Annotated in this window: 21 protein-coding genes; 4 read left to right on the forward strand and 17 right to left on the reverse strand. The window is 72.9% G+C overall.

Features of this window, described 5'->3' with window-relative positions; all coding sequences use genetic code 11:
- Position 1 precedes the first annotated feature (1 nt).
- Both EAH89_RS09315 and EAH89_RS09320 read right to left on the reverse strand, forming a co-directional pair.
- Entirely contained in the window at positions 2-1,354 is a 1,353-nt protein-coding gene (locus EAH89_RS09315) for a glycosyltransferase family 4 protein (RefSeq protein ID WP_241666927.1), read from the reverse strand.
- A 175-nt stretch (positions 1,355-1,529) separates the two neighbouring features.
- Positions 1,530-2,537 carry a C-terminal binding protein gene (locus EAH89_RS09320; RefSeq protein ID WP_140882529.1) on the reverse strand — a complete coding sequence of 336 codons (1,008 nt, stop codon included), beginning with the start codon at positions 2,535-2,537 and terminating at the stop codon, positions 1,530-1,532.
- Positions 2,538-2,624: 87 nt separating this feature from the next.
- On the opposite strand from EAH89_RS09320, the gene EAH89_RS09325 reads away from it, so the two are divergent.
- Positions 2,625-3,386 (forward strand): SDR family NAD(P)-dependent oxidoreductase, encoded by a 762-nt coding sequence (locus EAH89_RS09325; protein WP_140882530.1) that lies wholly within the window; start codon positions 2,625-2,627, stop codon positions 3,384-3,386.
- Positions 3,387-3,399: 13 nt separating this feature from the next.
- Here EAH89_RS09325 and EAH89_RS09330 read toward each other — a convergent pair whose 3' ends face one another.
- Positions 3,400-4,587: a 4-hydroxybenzoate 3-monooxygenase gene (locus EAH89_RS09330; RefSeq protein WP_140882531.1), complete on the reverse strand. Its 1,188-nt coding sequence runs from the start codon at positions 4,585-4,587 to the stop codon at positions 3,400-3,402.
- Between the two features lie 150 nt (positions 4,588-4,737).
- Between EAH89_RS09330 and EAH89_RS09335 the strand changes: the two genes are divergently transcribed.
- A complete protein-coding gene (locus EAH89_RS09335) occupies positions 4,738-5,541 on the forward strand; it encodes an enoyl-CoA hydratase/isomerase family protein (RefSeq protein WP_140882532.1) in 804 nt (267 codons plus the stop codon).
- On the opposite strand, the gene EAH89_RS09340 is transcribed toward EAH89_RS09335, so the two are convergent.
- The 9 genes from EAH89_RS09340 to dctP form a co-directional block, all read right to left on the reverse strand.
- Complete coding sequence (locus tag EAH89_RS09340) at positions 5,529-6,236, reverse strand: SDR family oxidoreductase (RefSeq protein ID WP_140882533.1); 708 nt, start codon at positions 6,234-6,236, stop codon at positions 5,529-5,531. The genes EAH89_RS09335 and EAH89_RS09340 overlap by 13 nt on opposite strands.
- A gap of 89 nt (positions 6,237-6,325) precedes the next feature.
- Complete coding sequence (gene urtE / locus EAH89_RS09345; protein ID WP_140882534.1) at positions 6,326-7,018, reverse strand: urea ABC transporter ATP-binding subunit UrtE; 693 nt, start codon at positions 7,016-7,018, stop codon at positions 6,326-6,328.
- A gap of 3 nt (positions 7,019-7,021) precedes the next feature.
- Positions 7,022-7,759, reverse strand: a complete 738-nt coding sequence (gene urtD, locus EAH89_RS09350) for an urea ABC transporter ATP-binding protein UrtD (RefSeq protein ID WP_140882535.1) — start codon at positions 7,757-7,759, stop codon at positions 7,022-7,024.
- A complete protein-coding gene (urtC, locus tag EAH89_RS09355; protein ID WP_338325524.1) occupies positions 7,756-8,844 on the reverse strand; it encodes an urea ABC transporter permease subunit UrtC in 1,089 nt (362 codons plus the stop codon). The genes urtD and urtC overlap by 4 nt, the downstream gene beginning before the upstream one ends.
- 5 nt (positions 8,845-8,849) lie before the next feature.
- The gene (gene urtB / locus EAH89_RS09360) at positions 8,850-10,403 is read right to left on the reverse strand and encodes an urea ABC transporter permease subunit UrtB (protein ID WP_140882536.1); all 1,554 of its coding nucleotides are present in this window, start codon (positions 10,401-10,403) and stop codon (positions 8,850-8,852) included.
- Between the two features lie 47 nt (positions 10,404-10,450).
- The gene (gene urtA, locus EAH89_RS09365; protein ID WP_140882537.1) at positions 10,451-11,686 is read right to left on the reverse strand and encodes an urea ABC transporter substrate-binding protein; all 1,236 of its coding nucleotides are present in this window, start codon (positions 11,684-11,686) and stop codon (positions 10,451-10,453) included.
- Positions 11,687-11,869: 183 nt separating this feature from the next.
- A complete protein-coding gene (locus tag EAH89_RS09370) occupies positions 11,870-13,177 on the reverse strand; it encodes a TRAP transporter large permease (RefSeq protein WP_140882538.1) in 1,308 nt (435 codons plus the stop codon).
- A gap of 5 nt (positions 13,178-13,182) precedes the next feature.
- Positions 13,183-13,695, reverse strand: coding sequence for a TRAP transporter small permease (locus EAH89_RS09375; RefSeq protein WP_140882539.1), 513 nt, complete (start codon positions 13,693-13,695; stop codon positions 13,183-13,185).
- Positions 13,696-13,744: 49 nt separating this feature from the next.
- Positions 13,745-14,788 carry a TRAP transporter substrate-binding protein DctP gene (gene dctP, locus EAH89_RS09380; RefSeq protein WP_140882540.1) on the reverse strand — a complete coding sequence of 348 codons (1,044 nt, stop codon included), beginning with the start codon at positions 14,786-14,788 and terminating at the stop codon, positions 13,745-13,747.
- 130 nt (positions 14,789-14,918) lie between these two features.
- Between dctP and EAH89_RS09385 the strand changes: the two genes are divergently transcribed.
- Together EAH89_RS09385 and EAH89_RS09390 are read left to right on the forward strand one after the other, a co-directional pair.
- The gene (locus EAH89_RS09385) at positions 14,919-15,473 is read left to right on the forward strand and encodes a sugar O-acetyltransferase (protein ID WP_140882541.1); all 555 of its coding nucleotides are present in this window, start codon (positions 14,919-14,921) and stop codon (positions 15,471-15,473) included.
- Between the two features lie 116 nt (positions 15,474-15,589).
- On the forward strand, positions 15,590-17,062 hold the full coding sequence (locus tag EAH89_RS09390; protein WP_140882542.1) for a vanadium-dependent haloperoxidase: 1,473 nt from the start codon (positions 15,590-15,592) through the stop codon (positions 17,060-17,062).
- 35 nt (positions 17,063-17,097) lie between these two features.
- Here EAH89_RS09390 and EAH89_RS09395 read toward each other — a convergent pair whose 3' ends face one another.
- Genes EAH89_RS09395 through EAH89_RS09415 form a run of 5 tightly spaced genes read right to left on the reverse strand, consistent with a single transcriptional unit; the run spans position 17,098 to position 22,316 of the window.
- Complete coding sequence (locus tag EAH89_RS09395; protein ID WP_140882543.1) at positions 17,098-17,835, reverse strand: ABC transporter ATP-binding protein; 738 nt, start codon at positions 17,833-17,835, stop codon at positions 17,098-17,100.
- On the reverse strand, positions 17,832-18,695 hold the full coding sequence (locus EAH89_RS09400) for an ABC transporter ATP-binding protein (protein WP_140882544.1): 864 nt from the start codon (positions 18,693-18,695) through the stop codon (positions 17,832-17,834). The genes EAH89_RS09395 and EAH89_RS09400 overlap by 4 nt, the downstream gene beginning before the upstream one ends.
- Positions 18,692-19,708 carry an ABC transporter permease gene (locus EAH89_RS09405; RefSeq protein WP_140882545.1) on the reverse strand — a complete coding sequence of 339 codons (1,017 nt, stop codon included), beginning with the start codon at positions 19,706-19,708 and terminating at the stop codon, positions 18,692-18,694. Before EAH89_RS09405 ends, EAH89_RS09400 begins: the two co-directional genes overlap by 4 nt.
- Positions 19,705-20,718 (reverse strand): ABC transporter permease, encoded by a 1,014-nt coding sequence (locus EAH89_RS09410; protein ID WP_140882546.1) that lies wholly within the window; start codon positions 20,716-20,718, stop codon positions 19,705-19,707. Before EAH89_RS09410 ends, EAH89_RS09405 begins: the two co-directional genes overlap by 4 nt.
- Complete coding sequence (locus EAH89_RS09415; RefSeq protein WP_140882547.1) at positions 20,718-22,316, reverse strand: ABC transporter substrate-binding protein; 1,599 nt, start codon at positions 22,314-22,316, stop codon at positions 20,718-20,720. Before EAH89_RS09415 ends, EAH89_RS09410 begins: the two co-directional genes overlap by 1 nt.
- Between the last annotated feature and the right edge of the window lie 40 nt (positions 22,317-22,356).

Raw genomic sequence — 22,356 nt, forward strand, 5'->3', positions numbered from 1 at the left:
CTCAGGTCGTGGCCCCGCCCGAGCGGAGCGGGCGGCCCCGCAGCCAGCCCGGCGCGGCGGCGCGGGGGACGGAGCGGAAGGATTCGTGGGCGAGGCCCGCGAGCATGCGGTCGACCATGGCGAAGTGGGCGCTCCAGCGCGGCGCGGTCCAGCCGGGCAGGCGGGCGAGCTGGGCCTTCCGCGCGGCGCCGTCGGGGTCGGCGTAGTCGAGGATGGCGGCGCGCCAGGCGGGGCCGTCCAGGGGGTCGAGGTAGTCGGGCACGGTGCCGCCGACCTCGCGCAGCGCCGGCAGGTCCGAGCAGATGGCGGGGACGCCGAGGGCGAGGGCCTCGGCCAGCGGCAGGCCGTAGCCCTCCGCGAAGGACGGGAAGAGGAGGGCGCGGGCGCCGCGGAGCAGCTCCCAGACCTCGCGGTCGGGGATCTGGCCGAGCTCGCGGACGGTGCCGCGGAGGGCGTCGCAGCGCTCGAGGATGTCGACGACGTTCTCGTTCTCCCAGCCGCGGCGGCCGACGACGACGAGGTGCGGCACGCGCGCGCCCGTGCGCTCCGCCGCCGCGGCCATCTCGCGCCAGAGGTGGAGCAGCAGGAGGTGGTTCTTGCGCGGCTCGATGGTGCCGAGGACGACGAAGTAGGGCTCGGCCGGCAGGGCCGGGGCCGGGGCGGGCAGGGGGTCGATGCCGAGGGGGGCGACGAGCACGGCCGGGGGCGTGCCGCGGGCCGCGAGATGGGGGCGCAGCGCCTCCTCGGTGTGGGCGGAGTTGACGATGACGGCGTCGGCGAGGGCCGCGGTGGTGCGGATGCGCCGCAGGTGGCGCTCGGCCTGGCCGGGGCGGGCGTATTCGGGGTGGGTGGCCGGGATGAGGTCGTGGATGAGGGGGACGAAGCGGCAGCCGGCGTCCCGCATCGCCTGGATCGGCCGCTCGCGGTCGAGGGCGCGGTGGGAGACGAGGAGGAAGGTCTTCGGGCCGGGCGCGCGGAGGCGGCGGGCGAGGGGGCGCTGGCCCATGCCGGCCATGACGCGCCAGCGGAGCGCGACCGCGAGGCGGCGGGCGCGGCGGACCTGGTTCCCGGCGGGGTCGCCCTGCAGCCAGGCGGAGGTGAGGGAGGCGATGAGGCCGCAGACCGCGCGCCAGGGCAGGGCGACGTAGTCGCCGAGCATCGCCTGGGCGACGAAGGTGCAGCTTCCCTCCGGGGCGCTCGCCCAGTGGCGGGCATAGGCCATTTCGACCCGGTCGATGCCGGAGGGGGCGGCCTTGGAGCCGCAGGCGAGGAGCCGGGAGACGTCCAGCACGATATGCGGCATCCGGCCCTCGGGGCGCGGGTCCGGAACGGTGCTCTCCTCGCCTCGCGGCACTGGGTGATCCCCCTTCGGCTTTCACTTCTTGTTTACCGGAACGGGGGCAAGACCGCTACCAGGTTCAACCGTGAATAGAAAATAACCGATAAGGCGTGTTGTTTCAGCGCTATCCTCGAGGATTCACATAATGGTATCGAAATAATCAGTTATCACATTATCGCTAGAAGGCGGTTCAGTCGTCCTCCGGGCGGATGACGTTCGTGGCCAGCCCCTCCACGAGGACGTCGCGCATCGTCTCCGCGCCCTTGCGGCGGATGTCGGCCAGGGCTTCCGGCGAGTGGAAGGCGCTGTGCGGCGTGACGATGAGGCGCCCGGCGAGCCAGGGCTCCCGCGCCCGGTAGGCGGCGAGGAGGGGGTGGACGGCGGGGCCGGGCGGCTCCTCCGGAAGGACGTCGAGCCCCGCGCCGGCGAGGGTGCCGTCCCGCAGCGCCGCCTCCAGCGCGTCGAGCTCGAGGATGGGGCCGCGGGCGGTGTTCACCAGCACGGCGCCGGGGGGCATGAGGCGGAGCAGGCGGGCGTCCACCAGGCCGCGGGTGGTGCGGGTGAGGGGGGTGTGGAGGGAGAGGGTGTCGGCCCTCTCGAACAGCTCCTCCACCCGCCGCACGCGGCCGATGCCCAGCGCCAGCTCCGCGCCGTTGGGGCGGTAGGGGTCGTGGAAGATCACGTTCCAGCCGAAGGCCTTCGCCCGCAGCGCCGCCGCCGTGCCGATGCGGCCAAGGCCGACCACGCCGAAGACCCGGGTGGAGGGGCGCTGCACGAGCGGCGAGTCGATGGGCACCCAGGCGGCGGGCGGCGCCGCGCGCTGCGCGTCGTGGTGGAGGAGCAGGCCGCGGCGGAGCGCGAGGGCGAGGGAGATGGCGTGGTCGGCCACCTCCGTCGTGCCGTAGTCCGGCAGGTTGCAGACGGTGACGCCCCGCGCGGCCAGCGCCGCGCGGTCCAGCCGGTCGTAGCCCACGCCCATGCGGACGACGCAGCGCAGGCGCGGGAAGCGGGCGATGTCGGCGGCGTTCAGCCACTGGCGGAAGACGAAGAGGCCCTCGACCTCCGCGCAGGTCTCGTCCGGCAGCTCGGACAGGGCGGAGCAGACGGGCTGCAGGATGCGGACGTCGGGGCCGAAGACCTCCCGCTCCACCGTGTCGTCGGGATAGAGGCCCTCCGCCTGCATTACCGTCACCGTCATGCGCCTCTCCCCCATCGCTGCGTTGCGGGGCATCCTGCGGTGAGGGGGCGCCGCCGTCCATCGGGGGGCCGTCAGGGAGGAGGGCGGATGGCCGGGCGGCGGATCCTGATCACGGGGGCCTCGAGCGGGATCGGGGCGGCGACGGCGCGGGCCATGGCGGTGCCGGGGGCCTCCATCGCCGTGCACGCGCGGCGCAACCGGGAGGGCGCGGAGGCGGTGGCCGCGGAGCTGCGGGCGGCGGGCGCCCTGGCCACGGTGCTGATGGGCGACCTGACCGACGCGGCGACGCCCGCGCGGCTGGTGGAGGAGGCGGTGGCGGCGCTGGGCGGGCTCGACGTGGTCGTCGCCAACGCGGGCTTCGCGGACCGCACGCCGGTGGCGTCCCTCACCGACGAGGGCTTCGCCCGCAGCGCGGACACGGTGCTCTGGGGCTTCCTGCGGCTCGCGCGGGCGGCGGGGCCGCACCTGTGGGAATCGGGCGAGGGGGGCGGGATGGCGCGGCTGGTCGCGGTCTCCTCCTTCGTGGCCCACCTGTTCCGGACGGACACGGCGGTCTTCCCGGCCAGCGCCGCGGCCAAGGCGGGGGTGGAGGCGCTGGTGCGCTCGCTCGCGCTCGAATGGGCGCCGCGGGTCACGGTGAACGCGGTGGCGCCGGGCTTCACGCGCAAGGACACGGGCACCCACGCGGCGCTGGACCCGGCGGCCTGGGAGGCGATCCTGCCGCGCATCCCGCTGGGGCGGCTGGGGACGCCGGCGGACGTGGCGGCGGCGGTGGCGTTCCTGGCTTCCCCCGGCGCGGCCTATGTCACGGGGCAGGTCATCCACGTGAGCGGGGGCGTGGTGGTGTGAGGGGGCCGCGCCTTCAGGCGTCGAAGGGCAAGCCGACGTAGTTCTCGGCGACGGCCGCCTGGGCGTTGCGCGAGCCCGAGAGGAAGTCGAGGTCGGCCATGCGGATGCGGTGCTCGAAGGGGGATTCCGTCTCGTCGACGTGCAGCATCGTCGTCATCATCCAGGAGAAGCGCTCGGCCTTCCAGATGCGGCGGAGCGCGGTCGCGGGGTAGGCGTCGAGGCGCTCCGTGCGGTGGTGCCGGATCGCGTCCTCCAGCGCGCGGGAGAGGACGAGCACGTCGGCGACGGCCAGGTTGAGGCCCTTGGCGCCGGTGGGGGGCACGATGTGGGCGGCGTCGCCGGCCAGGAAGAGGCGGCCGTGGCGCATGGTCTCGCAGACGAAGCTGCGGAGCGGGATGATGCCCTTCTGGAAGATGTCGCCCTCCGAGAGGTGCCAGTTGCCGGCGATCTCGAGGCGCTTGTGCAGCTCGGCCCAGATGCGGGCGTCCGGCCAGTTCGCGATGTCGTCGGCGGGGTCGCACTGGATGTACATGCGCTGGATCTCGGGCGAGCGCGTGCTGAGCAGCGCAAAGCCGTCCTCGTGGCGGGCGTAGATGAGCTCGTGCCAGGAGATGGGCGCGCGGGCGAGGATGCCGAGCCAGCCGAAGGGGTAGGTCTTGTTGTATTCCTGGCGCGTCCCCTCCGGGATGGCCTTGCGGCCGGGGCCGTGGAAGCCGTCGGCGGCGACGACGTAGTCGCAGAGAAGCTCGTCGGGCGTGCCGTCCTTGTCGCGGAAGGCGATGCGGGGGGCCTCGGTCTCGACGTCGTGGAAGGCGGTGTCGGTCACCTCGAAATGGATGGCGCCGCCGTCGGCGACGCGGCCGGCGATGAGGTCGCGGAGGACCTCGTGCTGGGCGTAGACCGTGACCTGCTTGCCGCCGGTCAGCTCCGTCACGTCGAGGTGGAAGCGGTTAGGGCCGTATTGCAGGGTGATGCCGCTGTGGATGTGCGCCTCGCGGTCCATGCGCCCGCCGAGGCCCATGCCGCGCATCAGGTCGGTCACCCAGTGCTCGAGCACGCCGGCGCGGATGGTGCTCTCGACCGCCTCGCGCGAGCGGTTCTCGAGGATCACGCTCTCGATGCCCGCGCGGTGCAGGAGGTGGGAGAGGAAGAGGCCGGCGGGGCCGCAACCGACGATGCCGACCTGGGTGCGCTGGGACATGGCTGACCTTCCGCGGGCTTTACATCTTATGGCGCATATCGATCGCCTCCCTAGCATGGGAAGGGGTGGGCTGGGGAAGCGCGTCGGGGCGGGCTGCCTTGCGGGCCCGCCGCGCCCCCGGCATGACGGGGAAGGGATGGAGGAAAGCCGATGGGCGACGAACCGCTTCTCGTGACGCGCCGGGGCGGCGTGGTGAGGGCCGTGCTGAACCGGCCGGCGCGGCGCAACGCGCTCAACGGGGCGCTGTCGGCGGCGATCGACAGCCTGCTGGAGGGGCTCCGGGAGGACCGGGCGGCGCGGGTGCTCGTGCTCTCGGGCGCGGGCGGGCATTTCTGCGCGGGGCTGGACCTCGGCGAGGTGGGCGAGCCCCTGCCGGAGGCGGAGCGGATGGCCGCGCAGCTCGAGCGGAACCGGGCGATCGGGGCGCGCTTCGCGGCCCTCGCGGCGCTGCCGCAGGTGGTGATCTCGGCGGTGCAGGGATCGGCCTTCGCGGGGGGCTTGGGCTTCGTCTGCGCGGCGGACATCGCCTTCGCCAGCGCCGACGCGCGCTTCGCGGCGCCCGAGGCCCGGCGCGGGCTGGTGGCCGCCCAGATCCTGCCCTGGATCGTCCGCCGCACCGGGCGCAGCCAGGCCGCGCGCATGGTGCTGCAGGGGCACGTGATGGACGCGGCCGAGGCCGGGCGAATCGGGCTGGTGCACCAGGTGGCCCCCGATGCGGCGGCGCTGGAAGCGCTGGTGGAGGGGGCGGTGGCCGACGTGATGCAGGGCGCCCCCGGGGCGCTGGCGGAGACGAAGGCGATGCTGGCGGCGCTCGGCGGCGCGGTGCCGGAGGGCTACGCGGAAGCCGGCGCGCGGGCCTTCGCGCGCTGCACCACGAGCGGGGAGGCGGACGAGGGGATCGCCGCCTTCAAGGAGCGCCGCGCGCCGGCCTGGCTCAGTAATCAGTCCTCGTAGATCATCTTCCGGGTCATCCCGCCGTCCGAGATGAATTCCGAGCCGGTGACGAAGCCGCTCTCGGGGCCGAGCAGCCAGGCGGCCAGAGCCGCGATGTCCTCCGGGCGGCCGACGCGGCCGGCGGGGTGCTGGGCGTTGTCCGCCTCGCTCAGCGTTTCGTCGCGCACGTTGATCCAGCCGGGGGAGATGACGTTGGCGCGCACCTCCGGGCCGAGGCTGACGGCGAGCGCGTGGGTCAGGGCGAGCAGCCCGCCCTTGGAGGCGGCGTAGCTCTCGGTGTCCGGCTCGGACTGATGGGCGCGGGTGGAGGCCATGGTGACGATGGCGCCGCGCGCGGCCCGCAGCAGGGGTTCGGCCGCGCGGGCGAGGAGGTAGGTGCTGGTGAGGTTGGTGCCGATCACGCGGGACCATTCCTCCAGCGAGAGGTCCCGCAGCGGCTTGCGCACCATGATGCCGGCGTTGCAGACGAGCCCGTCGAGGCGGCCTTCGGCGCTGGCGATGCCGTCGACCAGGGCGCGGACGGCGGCCTCGTCGGCGATGTCGGCGCGGGCGTGGCGGGCGGCCTCGGGCGGGCCCTCGGGCTCGGTGTCGGCGGTGACGACGTGCCAGCCGTCCGCGGCCAGCCGCCGGGCGATGCCGCGCCCGATGCCCCTCGCGCCGCCCGTGACCAGCGCGACGCGCTTCCCTTCCGCCATGGGCCTCTGTCCCTTCCCGTGCCGGGCGGGGAACGCGGGGCGGGCGGCTCCGGTTTGCGGGGGCGGGCGGAGGGGCCCCCGCCCGCCGGTCAGACCGTGAGCAGGCGGCGCACGGATTCCTCCTCGAGCGCGCCGACCTCGCCCTCCAGCGCGACCTCGCCGCGGACCACGACGGTGATGCGGTCGGCGAGGTCGCGGGCGAACTCGTAGTACTGCTCGACCAGCACCACGGCCATGTTCCGGTCGCGCGCGAGGTGGCGGATGACGCGGGCGATGTCCTTGATGACGGAGGGCTGGATGCCCTCGGTGGGTTCGTCGAGGATGAGGAGGCGCGGGCGGGCGGTGAGGGCGCGCGCGATGGCAAGCTGCTGCTGCTGGCCGCCCGAGAGGTCGCCGCCGCGGCGCCGGAGGAACTGGCGGAGGACGGGGAAGAGGTCGAAGACCTCCGCCGAGACCTTGGACCCACGCGGGGCGGCGGCCAGCGCCGTCTCGAGGTTCTCCTGCACGGTGAGGAAGGGGAAGATCTCCCGCCCCTGGGGGACATAGCCGATGCCGGCGCGGGCGCGGTCGGCGGGGGAGAGGGTCGCGATGTCGCGCCCCTCCCACTCGATGCGGCCGGCGGCGATGCGCTCCACCCCCATGACGGAGCGCATGAGGGAGGACTTGCCGACGCCGTTGCGGCCGAGGACGCAGGTGATGCGCCCGGGATCGGCGGCGAGGTCCACGCCCCGGAGGCAGAGGCTGGCGCCGTAGGAGAGGCGGATGCCGGTGGCTCGCAGCATGGCTCAGCGCCCCAGGTAGACTTCGATGACGCGGGGGTCGTTCTGCACGGCGTCGATCGTGCCCTCCGACAGCATCGTGCCCTCGTGCAGGACGGTGACCTTCTGGCCGAGGGCGCGGACGAATTCGAGGTCGTGCTCCACCACCACCACGCTGCGGCGGCCGGCGATGCGGCGGAGCAGGGCGGCGGTCTGCTCGGTCTCCTGGTCGGTCATGCCCGCGACCGGCTCGTCCACGAGGAGGAGCTCCGGGTCCTGCATCAGCAGCATGCCGATCTCCAGCCACTGGCGCTGGCCGTGGGAGAGGACGCCGGCGAGGTCCCCGGCGCGGGGGGCGAGGCCGATCTCCTCCAGCACCGCCCCGATCCGCGCGCGGGCGCCGGCCGCGAGGCGCCAGCGGAGGCAGGACCACGGGTCGCGCGGGGCCTTCAGCGCCAGCTCGAGGTTCTCGAAGACGGTGAGGGCGTCGAAGACGGTGGGCTTCTGGAACTTGCGGCCGATGCCGAGGTTGGCGATGGCGGCCTCGTCCATGCGGGTCAGGTCGTGGTCGCCGAAGCGAACGGTGCCGGCGGTGGGGCGGGTCTTGCCGGTGATGACGTCCATCATCGTGGTTTTGCCCGCGCCGTTGGGGCCGATGACGGAGCGCAGCTCGCCGGGATCGACCACGAGGGAGAGGTTGTTCAGCGCGCGGAAGCCGTCGAAGACGACGGAGACGCCGTCGAGGTAGAGAACGGGTCCGCTCATCGCGCGCGCCTCCGGAACAGGCCGACCAGGCCCTGCGGCAGCAGCAGGGTGACGGCGACGAAGAGGCCGCCGAGGACGAAGAGCCAGAGGTCCGGCGCGAAGGAGGTGAGCCAGGTCTTCACGGCGTTGACGGAGAAGGCGCCGAGCACCGCGCCGACGAGCGTGCCGCGCCCGCCGACGGCGACCCAGATGACGGCCTCGATCGAGTTGCCGGGCGCGAACTCGCCGGGGTTGATGATGCCAACGAGCGGCACGTAGAGGGCGCCGGCCAGGCCCGCCATCATGGCGGAGAGGACGAAGACGGCCAGCTTGAAGGCGGTGACGGAGTAGCCGAGGAAGCGGACCCGGCTCTCGGCGTCGCGCACCGCGACCAGCACGCGGCCGAGCTTGGTCGAGACGAGATGGCGGCAGAGGAACAGCGCGCCCGCGAGCAGCGCGAGGGCGGCGTAGAAGAGGCCGGCGCGCGCGCCCTGGGTGTTGAGCGGCACGCCCAGCAGCTCCTTGAAGTCGGTGAAGCCGTTGTTGCCGCCGAAGCCCATGTCGTTGCGGAAGAAGGCGAGCATGAGGGCGTAGGTCATCGCCTGCGTCAGGATGGAGAAGTAGACGCCGGTGATGCGGCTGCGGAAGGAGAGCCAGCCGACGAGGAAGGCGAGGGCGCCGGGCACCAGCAGCGCCATGAGCATGGCGTAGGGAAAGTGGTCGAAGCCGAGCCAGTACCAGGGGAGCTCACGATAGCCGAGGAAGACCATGAAGTCCGGCAGCACGGGATGGCCGTAGACGCCGCGCGGGCCGATGAGGCGCATGAGGTGCATGCCCATGGCGTAGCCGCCGAGCGCGAAGAAGGCGCCGTGGCCGAGCGAGAGGATGCCCGCGTAGCCCCAGGCAAGGTCGATCGCCAGCGCCAGCACCGCGTAGCAGATCCACTTGCCGGTGACGGCGACGGTGAAGTCCGAGACGCGGAGCGCGCTGCCGAGGGGAAGTTGGTTGAGGAGGGGCAGGATCGCGAGGAGCGCGATGCCCGCGAGGATGGCCCCGCGGACGAGCAGGCGCGCGGGGATACGGCGCGGGGCGGGGGTGGCGGCGATGTCGCTCACGCGTCGGCCGCCCGGCCCTTGAGGGCGAAGAGGCCGCGCGGGCGGCGCTGGATGAAGAGCATGATGATGACGAGGACGGCGACCTTGGCCAGCACCGCGCCCGCCCAGGGCTCGATCACCTTGTTCAGCACACCGAGCCCCATGGAGCCGACCAGCGTGCCGGCGAGGGAGCCCACGCCGCCGAAGACGACGACCATGAAGCTGTCGATGATGTAGCCGGTGCCGAGGTTGGGGGAGACGTTGTCGATCTGGCTGAGCGCGACGCCGGCCATGCCCGCGATGCCCGAGCCGAAGGCGAAGGTGAGCGCGTCCACGCGCCCCGTGCGGATGCCCATGGTGGCGGCGATGCGGCGGTTCTGCACGACGGCGCGCATCTCGAGCCCGAAGCGGGTGAGGCGGATGGCGGCGAGGGCGAGGAGGAGGACGAGGATCGCGAAGACGATGACCCAGAGGCGGTTCTGGGTGATGAGGATGCCGCCGGGGAGGGACAGGGTGCCCTGCATCCAGGAGGGGGAGATCACCTCGCGGTTCTGCGCGCCGAAGGCCAGGCGCACGGATTGCTGCAGGATCATGCCGACGCCGAAGGTCATCAGCAGGGTCTCCAGCGGGCGGCCGTAGAGGTGGCGGATCAGCCCGCGCTCCAGCGCCGCGCCCGCGAGGCCCGCGACGAGGAAGGCGGCGGGGACGGAGAGGGGGAGGGACCAGGGGAGGAGCCAGGGGATGCCGCGCAGCGCCTCCTGCACGACGAAGGTCGTGTAGGCGCCGAGCATGACGAACTCGCCGTGCGCCATGTTGATCACGCCCATGACGCCGAAGGTGATGGCGAGGCCCAGCGCCGCGAGCAGCAGGACGGAGCCGAGCGAGAGGCCCTGGAAGAGGGTCTCGGCGGCGCGCTTGAAGGTGAGGCGGGCGTCGATGGCGGCGACGGCGGCGTCGATCTCGGCGGCCAGGTCGGGGTTCGCGTTGCGAGCTTCGAGCAGCAGGGCGCGGGCGTCCTCGGAGGAGGCGCCGCCGAGGATGGCGATGCCCTGCCGCTTCACCCCGGCGTCGGGCGCCACGAGGCGGGAGGCGGCGAGGGCGAGCTCCTGGCGCTCCCGCACGCGGGGCACGGCCTCGCGCGCGATGGCGGCCTCGAGGCCCGGGATGTTCTCGGCGCTGCGGCTGCGGAACACGGATTCAGCGGCGGCGAGGCGCTCGTCGGGGTTCGCGGAGACGAGCTGCAGGCGGCCGAGGGCGCCGCGGAGGGCGGCGCGGACGCGGTTGTTGATGCGGACCGTCTCGGCGCCCGCGGGATCGGCGGGCTGGCCGGTGGCGGCGTCGGCGTTGTTCAGGATGAGGGTAGCGTCGCGCTTCAGCAGCCGCCCTTCGGAGAGGGCGCGGAGCACGGGGAGGGCGCGCGGGTCGCCGGAGGCGCCGAGGCGCTCCACCGCCTCCGCCTGGGCGCCGAAGCCGCCGGCGAGGCCGGGAAGGGCGTCGAGGAAGGGGTCCTCGGCCGCGGCGGGACGCGCCACGGCGAGGAGGAGGGCGAGCAGAAGAAGGATGCGGGCCATGGGGGATCGGGCGGCGGGGAAGGGGCCCCGCCGCCCTGTCCTTCTCGTCAGCCGCGCCGGGCAGCGTTCTCGGGGATGAAGGGGGACCAGTTCTCGGCCGCGATGGCGTTCGGCGTCTTGTAGACGACGTTGAACTGGCCGTTCTCCTGGATCTCGCCGATCACCACGGGCTTGGTGAGGTGGTGGTTCGGGCGCATCTCCTCCTCGTAGCCGCAGGGAGCCATGACCTTCTGGCCGTACATGGCCTGGCGCACGGGGTCGACCGCGGTGGTGCCGGCCTTGGCGACGGCCTGCATCCACATGCGGAAGCCGGTGTAGGTGGCCTCCATGGGGTCGTTGGTCACGCGCTTGTCGTTCTTGATGTAGGCGCGCCACATCGCCTTGAAGTCGTCGTTCGGCTTGCCCGGCATGGACATGAAGTAGTTCCAGGCCGCGAGGTGGCCGACGAGCGGCTTGGTGTCGATGCCGGCCAGCTCCTCCTCGCCGACGGAGAAGGCGACGCAGGGGATGTCCTCGGCCTTGATGCCCTGGTTGCCGAGCTCCCGGTAGAAGGGGACGTTGGCGTCGCCGTTGATGGTGGAGACGATGGCGGTGCGCTTGCCCTCGCCGGCGAAGCGCTTCACGCGGGAGACGATGCCCTGCCAGTCGGAATGGCCGAAGGGCGTGTACTCCTCCATGATGTCGGCATCGGTGATGCCCTTGCTGTTCAGGTAGGCGCGCAGGATGCGGTTGGTGGTGCGCGGGTAGACGTAGTCGGTGCCGAGCAGGACGATGCGCTTGGCCTCGCCGCCGTCCTTGCCCATGAGGTACTCGGTGGCCGGGATCGCCTGCTGGTTCGGCGCGGCGCCGGTGTAGAAGACGTTCTTCGACTGCTCCTCGCCTTCGTACTGGACGGGGTAGAAGAGAAGGCCGTTCAGCTCCTCGAAGACCGGCAGGACGGACTTGCGGGAGACCGAGGTCCAGCAGCCGAAGGTGACGTCCACCTTCGAGACGGCGAGGAGCTCGCGCGCTTTCTCGGCGAAGAGGGGCCAGTTGGAGGCGGGGTCCACCACCACGGCCTCGAGCTTGCGGCCGAGCACGCCGCCCTGGGCGTTCGCCCACTCGACCATCATCAGCACGGTGTCGCGCAGCGCGGTCTCGCTGATCGCCATGGTGCCGGAGAGGGAGTGGAGCACGCCGACCTTGATAGGCGCCCCTTGGGCGAAAGAGGGGCGGATCGCCGGCATCGCCAGCGCTCCGCCCAGGCCGGCCAGCGCGGCGCGGCGGGTGAGGGAGAGCGTCATTCGTGTCTTCGTCCCGGTTAGGCCGGTGCGCCCGCGGATCCCCCCGCGACTGGCCGGACGGTCACGGTGCTGCGAGAAGCGTGCCAAGCGACGAGACTGCCTGAAACTTATGCGACCGAGCCGGATTGGCGCCGGCTTGGGCAAAGCGGGGCAGCGGCTGCGTGTTCCTTCGGCAGGTGCCCCTCAGAGGTCCCCGGTCCAGCGGGGGAGGGCCAGGGCGAGCTCCGGCAGGAAGGTCACGGCCAGCATCACCGCCGTCATCGCCAGGAGGAACCACCAGACCCAGACCATGGTGCTCTCCATGCTGCAGCCGGCGATGCGGCAGGTGACCATGAGGTTCACGGCGGTGGGCGGGGTGAAGGCGCCGATGGCGACGTTCATGGTGATGATCACGCCGAACCAGGTGAGGTCCCAGTGGAAGACCGCGGCGATGGGCAGGAGGATCGGCATGAAGATGAGGTAGGTGGAGATGGCGTCGAGCGCCGTGCCCGCGATCATCAGCAGCACCGTGATGGCCAGCAGCATGACCGTCTCGTTGCTGGTGAAGCCGATCAGGCTGGCGGCGAGGGCGTCGAAGATGCCGGCGGTGCTGCCGGCGTGGGCGTAGATGGCGGCGAGCGCGATGATGAGCAGCACGACCGCCGAGATCTCCGCACTGTCGCGCAGCACCTCGTAGAGGTCGCGCCAGCCGAAGCTGCGGTAGACGACCGTGCCGACGAAGAGGCCGTAGAAGACGGCGACGACCGCGGCCTCGGTGGGGGTGAAGGCGCCGGAGCGGAGGCCGCCCAGGATCACCACCGGGGCGGCGAGGCCCCAGACGGCGTCGACGAAGGAGCGCCAGAGCCGCGCGGCGGTCAGCGGCGGGCGGGCGGCGCGGGGCTCGGGCAGGCCGAAGCCGCCGCGGCGGGCGAGCCACACCGCGGGGACGATGAGGGCGAGGCCCGAGAGGATGCCGGGCACCACCCCCGCCAGGAACAGCGCGGGGACGGAGACGCCCGGCACCAGCACGGCGTAGACGATGAAGGGGATGGAGGGCGGGATCAGCACGTCGGTCGCGCCGCCCGCGGCGGTGAGGGAGGCGACGTAGGGCGCGGGGTAGCCCTGCTTCAGCATGGGCGGGACCATCACCGCCGCGACGGCCGCCGCGTCCGCCGCGCCCGAGCCGGAGACGCCGCCGAGGATCATGCAGAGCAGCACGGCCACGATGGCGAGCGCCCCCGTGCGGTTGCCCACCAGAAGCTGGGCGAAGCCGACGAGGCGCGCGGCCACGCCGGCGCGCTCGAAGACCATGCCGGCGAGGACGAACATGGGCAGGGCCAGCAGCGGGTACTTCGCGATGCCCGTCCAGATGTTGGTGGGCAGGGCCATGACGCCCATGCCCTCCACCGCGATGACGAGGAAGCCGGTGAGGCCCATGGCGACGCCGATGGGCACGCCGAGCAGCATGAGGACGATGAACAGGCCGACGAGGATGGCGGTCGCGAGGAGCATCGCCGTCAGCCCGCCCGGATCACGCAGGCCATGCGGCCCAGGAGGCGGGCGCAGATCACGAGCGACATGAGCGGCATCCAGCCGGTGTAGAGCCATTGCGGCACGCCGAGGCCGGGCGAGAGCACCTCGAAGCGGTACTCGTCCCAGGTGTAGGAGGCGCCGAGCCAGGCGAGGGGCGCGAAGACCGCGAGGCCGCAGAGGAGGACCAGGACCTCCAGCCGGCGCGCGGCGGGGAGGGGCAGCTTCTCGGTGAAGTAGGTGACGCGGATGTGCCGGTCCGCGCCCACGGCGGCGGCGCTGCCGAGGAAGGTCATGACCACCATGATCGCCACCGAGTACTCCTCGGTGAAGGCGATCGACACGTCCGTGAGGTAGCGGAGCGCGACGTTGGCCATGGTGATGAGGGCGAGGATGGCCATGGCCGCGGCCGCCAGCGCGCCCTCCACCGTGACGGGGATGCGCGGCGGGGCCTCCCCGAGCTGAAGGCCCGGGGACTGGATGTCGGCGTGTTCGGTCATGGGGCCTGTCTGGACGAGCGGGGCATGGGCGGCCCCGCTCATAAGGGTTCTAGCCCACGCGGGCGATGGCGGCCTCGGCCTGGCGAACGAGGTCGGCGCCGACGGTCGCCGCCCACTTGTCGAAGACCGGGCGGGTGGCCTGCGCGAAGGCGCGCTTCTCGGCGGGGGTGAGGTCCACCACCTCCACGCCCCGGCGGGCGCATTCGTCGAGGGAGGAGCGGTCGCCGTTGGCGCCGAGGCCCTTGCGGGCGGCGTTGTTGCCGGCCTGCCCGGCCTCGCGCGCGGCCTCCACCACGATCTCGCGGTCGCGCGGCTCGAGGCTGGCGAGCACGGGCTTGGACAGGGAGACGATTCCCGCGTCCGCGCAGTAGTTCCAGAGCGTGAGGTGCTTCTGGGCGAGGCTGTCCATGCGGAAGCCGAGGAAGAGGTTCACCGGGTTCTCCTGCCCGTCCACCGCGCCGGTCGAGAGCGCGGGCTGGAGGTCGGCGAAGGACATCTGCACGGGGTTGGCGCCCATGGCCGTGTAGATCTCGGAGAAGATGGCGCCGGCCGCGAAGCGGATCTTGAGGCCGCGGAGGTCCCCCGGCGCGCGGATGGCGCGCTTGGAGTTGCTGATCTCGCGGAAGCCGTTCTCGCCCCAGGCCAGCGGCTCGATGTCGCGCGCGGCGAGCGAGCGGAACAGCGCCTGCCCGACCTCCCCGCCCACCAGCGCGTCGAAGGCGGCCGTGTTGGGCATGAGGAAGGGAAGGGAGAAGAGGTTCATCTCCCGCACTTGGGGGGAGATGTTGATGGTGGAGAAGACGGCGCCGTCGATCACGCCCTGGCGGATCGCCACCAGCTCCCGCGTCTGGTCGCCGCCGACGAGGGAGGAGCCGGGGTAGACCTTGAAGTTCAGCCGCGCCTCGGAGCGCTGGTTCACGAGGTCCGCCCAGACGAAGGCCGATTCCGAGAGGGCGATGGGGCGGTTGCCGACGACGCTGATCTTGTATTCCGGCTTGTAGCGGGGCTGCGCCCGCGCGATCGTCGGCAGGGCGAGGGCGGGCAGGGCGGCGGCCGCGCCGAGCAGGCCGCGGCGGTTCAGGCGGGGGGGCATCGCTTCCTCACGAACTTGTTGCGCGCAGTTTGCGAGCGCGCGCGCCCAGCAGCAAGACCTGGCAGCAAGACCCGGCGGCCTGACCGGAAGGCCGGCTTGGCGCGGCGCCGCCCCGGGGCGACACTCCGGCATGACCGAACGCGAGAAGATGCTGGCGGGGCTGCCCTACAACGGCATGGACCCGGACCTCCTGGCGGCGCGCCGCCGCGCCCGCGCCCTGGTGCAGCGGATGGACGCCCTGCCGCCCGAGGACGAGGCCGCTCGGCGCGCGGTGCTGGAGGACCTGCTGGGCGCGATCGGGCGGGCGACCCAGGTGATGCCGGGGTTCCGCTGCGACTACGGGGGCAACATCCGCCTCGGCGCGGACAGCTACGTGAACTTCAACTGCGTCTTCCTCGACTGCGCGCCGATCACGCTCGGGGATTCCTGCCAGGTGGCGCCGGGCGTGCAGGTCCTGACCGCCACCCACCCGCTGGAGCCCGGGCCGCGCGCGGCGGGGATCGAGAGCGCGCATCCCGTGACGATCGGGCGCAACGTCTGGCTCGGCGCCGGCTGCCTCGTGCTGCCCGGCGTGACCATCGGGGACGACACGGTGGTGGGGGCGGGGGCGGTGGTGAACCGCGACCTGCCGGCGGGCGTGCTGGCGGTGGGGAACCCGGCGCGGGTGGTGCGCGCGCTGCGCTAGGCCTGTCTGTGGCTTTCGTCACGGAGCGGAGCCCGGGGGCTCCCTAGCGTCGCCTTGCCAAGGCACCGCGGCGGGGATGGGCCCCGCCGGACGGATTGCCCTGGGGAGGACCTTCGATGCCGCCCATGGTCAATGCCGCCGCCTACTGGACGGGCGTCGCGCTCGAGACGAACCGCCGCGACTTCAGCGTGGTCGAGGTGCCGCCCGGCGCGCCGCCGGTGCCCACCGAGCAGGGCGGGCCGACGCTCAGCGCCCGCGCGCTGGCCCTCGTGCACCTCGCGATGCACGACGCCTACTTCTCCGTGCTCGGCACGCAACCGGTGCCGGGGACGGACCTCACCTGGATGCCCGGCCTGGTGGTGCCGGCGGGCGCCACCAGCCCCGAGGGCGCCCTGGCGGCCGCGGCGGAGGCGATGCTGCGGCTCCTCTACCGGCACGCCCGGCACCAGGAGGCCTTCGACAAGGCCCGCGACGAGTTCGTGGCGGCGGCGCCCGCCTCGCCCGCGGACGAGGCCTGGGGGCGGGAGGTCGCGACCCGCATCCACGAGGACCGCAAGGACGACCTCGGCTTCGTGGCCACGCTGCAGGGGCCGAGCCCCGCGCGCTTCCGCCACCAGCCCGACCCGCGGCATCCCACCCAGGGGCTGCACGGGCAGCAATGGGGCAAGTGCCGCCCCTTCGTCGTGCCCCGGATGGACCTCGCGGCGCCCCCGGGTTGGCCCTCGGCCTTCGACACGGACCCCTACTACCTCGCGGAGCACGACGAGGTCCGCGAGAAGGGCGCCCTCGCCGGGCACACGCGCAGCGCCGACGAAACGGTGAGGGGCATCTTCTGGGCCTATGACGGCGCGGACCGGATCGGCACGCCGCCGCGCCTCTACTGCCAGATCGCGCTGCGCGTGATGGAAGGGCTGGCCGACGGGGCGCTGGACACCGCCGACCACGTCCGCCTCCTGGCGCTGATGACGACGGCGATGGCCGATGCCGGCATCCAGGCCTGGCACTGGAAGTACCACTACGACTTCTGGCGCCCGGTCATCGGCATCCGCCACTGGGACCCCAGCTTCGGGCCCGACACGACGACGGCGGGCACGGCGGCGAGGGCGCATCCCGACTGGCAGCCGCTCGGCGCGCCCGCGACCAACCGGGGGGACCGATTCACCCCGGGCTTCCCGGCTTATCCCTCGGGCCACGCGACCTTCGGGGCCGCCGCCTTCGGGGTGCTGCGCCGCTACCTCGAGGCGCGGGGGGCGGCGCCGGCCGCCGATCCCGGCGAGCCCGACGCGATCGCCTTCGACTTCGTGTCGGACGAGTACAACGGGCGGAACACCGATCCCGACGGCGGCCGGCGCCCGCGGCACCTCCGCCGCTTCGGCAGCCTGTGGGAGGCGACGGTGGAGAACTCGGTCAGCCGGGTCTTCCTCGGCGTCCACTGGCGCTTCGACGGGATCAGCGTGCAGGACCCGGACGGCACCGTGCGGACGGGAACCCCGGCGAGGCCGTCCGAGCTCGGCCCGATCGGCGGCGTCCGGCTGGGGCACGACATCGCGGAGGCGCTGATGGCCACGGGGCTGAAGCGCTTCGCCTGAGGGTGGCGGCGCCTGGTCCCGCGCGCCCCGCGGGATCAGGCGGTTTCGAGGTCCCGCGAGAGGCGGATGAGGTCCTGCGTGTGGGGGTGCACGGCCCGGCCGGTGCGCAGCGCGGCCTCGTCCAGCTCCTCCACCACGCGGCCGCCCTGCATCACCGCGAGGCGGCCGCAGAGGTGGGCGACCACCGCGAGGTTGTGCGAGACGAGGATGCAGGTGAGGCCGCGGGCGGCGCGCAGGTCCGCGAGCAGGTTCAGCACCTCCGCCTGCACGGAGACGTCGAGCGCGCTGGTGGGCTCGTCGAGCAGCAGCACGCGGGGATCGGCGATCAGGGCGCGGGCGATGGCGACGCGCTGGCGCTGGCCGCCCGAGAGCTGGTGCGGGTAGCGGAAGCGAGCGGCGCGGGGCAGGGCCACCTCCTCCAGCGCGCGGAGGATGCGGGCGTCGGCGTCCGCGAAGCCGTGGACGGCGAGCGGCTCGGACAGGATGCGGTCCACCGTCTGGCGCGGGTGCAGCGAGCCGTAGGGGTCTTGGAAGACCATCTGCACGAGGCGGAAGAAGGCGCGGTCGCGCTGGCGGCCGAGCGGCTTGCCGTCGACCGCGATCCGGCCGGTCCATTCGGTGACCAGCCCGGCGACGGCCCGCAGGACGGTGGACTTGCCGCTGCCGCTCTCCCCCACCAGGCCGAAGGTTTCGCCGGGGGCGACGCGGAAGGAGACGCCGCGCACCGCGTGGTTCGTCCCGAAGCGGACGTCGAGCTTGGCAATGTCGATCATGCGTGCGGCGCCAGCCAGCTCGGGTCGCGCCGGAGCGTCGCCAGGCGCTCGCGCTTGTGGTCCAGGCTGGGGAGGCATTCCAGCAGGCCGCGCGTGTAGGCGTGGGTGGCGCGGTGGAGGTCGGCGGCGGGCAGCTCCTCCATCACCTGGCCCGCGTACAGCACCGCCACGCGGTCGCAGAAGCGGGAGACGAGGGGGAGGTCGTGGCTGATCAGCATGAGCGCCATGCCGCGGCGGTCCACCAGCTCCTCGATCAGGCGGAGAATTTCCGCCTGGACGCTGGCGTCGAGGGCGGAGGTCGGCTCGTCCGCGATCAGCAGCTCGGGGTTGGGGGCCAGCATCATCGCGATCATCACGCGCTGGCCCATGCCGCCCGAGAGCTCGTGCGGGTAGGCGTCGGCCACGCGGCGGGGATCGCGGATCTGCACGGCTTCCAGCGCGGCGAGCGCGGCATCCCGCGCCTCGCGCCGGCCGAGGCGCGAATGGGCGCGGAGCGCCTCCGCGATCTGGGCGCCAGCGGTCATGACGGGGTTGAGGCTGTATTTCGGGTCCTGCAGGATCAGCCCGATGCGGCCGCCGCGGAGGGTGCGCATCTCGCGCTCGCTGGCGTGGAGGATGTCGGTGGTGCCGAAGCGCAGCACGTCGGCGCGCACCGTCGCGGAGCCCGGCAGCAGGCCCATCAGCGCGCGCCCCGTGACGGACTTGCCCGAGCCGCTCTCGCCGACGATGCCGAGCTTCTCCCGCCCGATGGCGAAGGAGACGCCGCGCACGGCCTGGGTGACGCCGGTGGCGGAGGGGAAGTCGACATGGAGGTTGCGGACGGCGACGAGCGGCTCGCCCGGGAGGTTGGGGGCGCTCATCGCTGCTTCGGGTCCAGCACGTCGCGGAGGCCGTCTCCGAGAAGGTTGAAGGCGAGGGAGGCCGCGAAGATCGCGATGCCCGGCATCACCGCGACCCACCACTGCTCCAGGATGAAGCGGCGGGCGGTCGCGATCATGGTGCCCCATTCCGGCAGGGGCGGCTGCGCGCCGAGGCCGAGGAAGCCGAGGCCCGCCGCGGTGAGGATGATGGAGGACATGTCCAGCGTCACGCGCACGACGAGGGAGGGCAGGCACATCGGCAGCACGTGGCGCAGCACGACGCGCGCGGGGGAGGCGCCGGTCATGCGCGCGGCGGCGACGTAGTCCGTGCGGCGGATGGTCAGCGTCTCGGCGCGGGCGAGGCGGGCGTAGGGGGGCCAGGCGGTGAGGGCGATGGCGATCACCGCGCTCTCCACGCCCGGGCCCATGGCGGCGACGAAGGCGAGCGCGAGGATGAGGCGGGGGAAGGCGAGGAAGACGTCCGTCACCCGCATCAGCAGCCGGTCCCACAGCCCGCCCGCGTAGCCCGCGACGCAGCCCACCAGCAGGCCGACGGGGGCCACCAGCAAGACGACGGCGACGACCATGCCGAGCGTGATCCGCCCGCCGTAGAGGAGCCGCGACCAGACGTCCCGGCCGAGCTCGTCCGTGCCGAGCCAATGGGCGGCGGATGGCGCCGCGAGGCGGTTGCCGAGTTCCTGGATGCCGGGGTCGTGGGTCGCGAGGAGCGGGGCCAGCAGGATCAGCAGCAGCATGATCAGGATGACGCCGAGGCCCGCCATGGCCAGCGGGTTGCGGCGGAAGGCGAGCCAGGCCTGGTAGCGGCGGCCCCAAGCGGCCTGGGAGCGGGACGCCGGCGCGTCGGTCAGCAGCCAGGCGCGGCGGCCGGAGGCGGCGCCCGCCTGCGGGGGCGGGGGAGCGCCGGCGGCCTCGGGCACCGCGTCCGGCGCGATGGGCTCGAGCGCGGCGGTGGCGGTGGCGGCGTCGGCGAGGGGGGAGGCGCGGTCGCTCATCGCGTGCGGGGATCCAGGAGGCGATAGAGCAGGTCGGCGAGAAGGTTCAGCACGACGTAGATGAGGCCGACCACGAGGGTCGCGCCCAGCACCGCGTTCATGTCGGCGTTCAGCAGCGAGACCGTGAGGTACTGCCCGAGGCCGGGCCAGGCGAAGATGGTCTCCGTCAGCACCGCGCCCTCCAGAAGGCCGGCATAGGTGAGGAAGATGACCGTCACCAGCGGCACGAGGGTGTTGCGGAAGGCGTGGCGCCAGACGATACGCGGCCAGGAGAGGCCCTTGGCGCGGGCGGTGGTCACGTATTCCGAGCGGAGCTCCGCCAGCATGAAGGCGCGCGTCATGCGGGCGATGTAGGCGAGGGAGAAGAAGGACAGCACGCCCGCGGGCTGGATCAGGTGCGCGACGGCGTCCTGGAAGGCCGGCCAGTCGCCCGCGAGCGCGGCGTCGAGCGTCATCAGCCCCGTGCGCGTCTCCACCATGTCCTGGAAGACGATGCCCTGCCGCCCGGGGCCGGGCAGCCAGCCGAGCCAGGCGTAGAAGACGAGGAGCGAGACGAGGGCGAGGACGAAGACCGGCAGGGAGTGGCCGGCGAGGCAGAAGACGCGCACCACCTGGTCCACCCAGCTTCCCTGCCGCGTGGCGGCGAGCACGCCGAGGCCGATGCCGAGGATGGCGGCGACGATGATGGCCAGCGTCGCCAGCTCGAAGGTGGCGGGGAAGTAGCGGGCGATGTCCTCCCAGACGGGGTTGGAGGTCATGACGGAGCGGCCGAGGTTGCCGGTGAGGATGTCCGTCAGGTAGCGCCAGAACTGCGCGTAGAGCGGCTGGTCGAGGCCGAGTTCCAGCCGCGCGCGCGCGACGACATCGGCCGGCGCGCGGTCGCCGACCACCGCCAGCACGGGGTCGATCGGCACCACGCGCCCGATGAAGAAGGTGACGAGGACGAGGCCGAAGAGGATGATGGGGATGCTGGCGGCGGTGGCCGCCAGCGCCCCGAGGCGGGCCTTCATCAGCCCTTGGCGAGCGGGGCGTACTGGGTGCGGTCGCTCAGCACGCCGATGTTGAGGCCCTTGAGGCTGTTGCGCGTGACCGCCACCTCCAGCTCCTGCAGCATCACCGCGAAGGGGCTCTGCTGCTGATGGTCGCGCTGGATGGCCTCGTACAGGGCCACGCGCTTCTCGGTGTCCGTCTCCTTCACGGCGGCGAGCGTGCGCGCCGTCAGCTCCGGGATGGCCCAGGCGGAGCGCCAGGCGAGGGTCTTGTTGCGCGCGTCGTCCCCGTTGTCGGGGTTCATGCTGAAGGCCTCGGCGTTGCTGTGCGGGTCGAAGTAGTCGGAGCCCCAGCGGAGCAGCGCGAGGTCGTGCTGGCGGGCGCGGGTCTTGGTGATGACCGAGCGCATCTCGCCGGGCAGCATGCGCGGGCGGATGCCGATGGCCGCGAGGTTGGCCTGGAGCGCCTGGGCGATGTCGCCGACGGGGGCGCCGGAGAAGAAGTCGAAGGCGCATTCGAAGCCGTCGGCGTGGCCGGCCTCGGCCAGCAGGTGCTTGGCGCCGGCCACGTCGAGCTTGAAGGGCTTCTCGGTCAGCGCGCCCGGCAGGCCCTCGGGCAGGAAGGCCTGGTGGACGGCGTAGTTGCTGGGGACGATGTTGCGCTGGATGCCCTCGTAGTCGATCGCCATCTTGATGGCCTGGCGCACCTGGGGCTTCGCCAGGATCGGGTTCTTCTGGTTCATCGCGACGTAGAGAAGGCTCGCCTTGCGCTGCGACACGACGCTGTAGCGGTTGTCGGTGCTGATGGTGCGGATCTGGTCGGAGGCGAGGTTGCGGGCGATGTCGTAGTCGCCGCGCTGCAGGCCGAGAAGCTGCGCGGAGGGATCGGCGACGTGGCGCATGATGATGCGGCGCGTGGACGGCGCCTGGGCGGCGTTGGGGTTGGCCTCCATGGTCACGGCCTCGCTCGCCCGCCAGGAGACGAGGCGGTAGGGGCCGGAGCCGGCGGAGTTGCCCTTCAGCCAGGCGTTGCCCCAGTCGTCCCCCTGGGCGCGGGCGGAGACGGTCGCCTTCTCCACGATGCTGCCGACGGCCGCCGAGAGGCAGTAGAGGAGGAAGGAGGTGGCGGTGGGCTCGGCGGTGGTCAGCACCACCGTGCGCGGGTCCGTGGCGCGGATCGTTTGCGCCATGTTGTCCTTGGTGAACCCGAACTGGTTGATGATGAAGGCCGGGCTCTTGTTCAGCGCCACCACGCGCTGGAGGGAGTAGGCCACGTCCTCCGCGGTCACCTCCTTGCCGCTGGCGAACTTCTGGGCGGGCTTGAGGCGGAAGGTGAAGGTGCGGGCGTCGTCGCTCGCGGTCCAGCTCTCGGCGAGGTCGCCCTCGATGCGGGAGGGGTTGCTGTTCGGGGTGGTGGTGAGCTTCTGGTAGACGTTGCCGCAGATCTCGCCGCCCGTGTACTCGAAGCTCTCGGCGGGATCGAGCGTGATGATGTCGTCGATCTGCTTGGCCATGACGATGACCCCGGGAGGCGTCTGGGCGTGGGCCGCGCGGATCACCGCGTCCCAGGAGAGGAAGGCGGCGCCGGAGGCGGCGAGGAGGCTGCGGCGGGGGATCATGCTCTGTCTCCGGTTCGAAGGCGGGCGATGCCCGAGGCGT

Source organism: Muricoccus nepalensis, from assembly GCF_006438825.1.
Taxonomy (GTDB): Bacteria; Pseudomonadota; Alphaproteobacteria; order Acetobacterales; family Acetobacteraceae; genus Roseomonas; species Roseomonas nepalensis.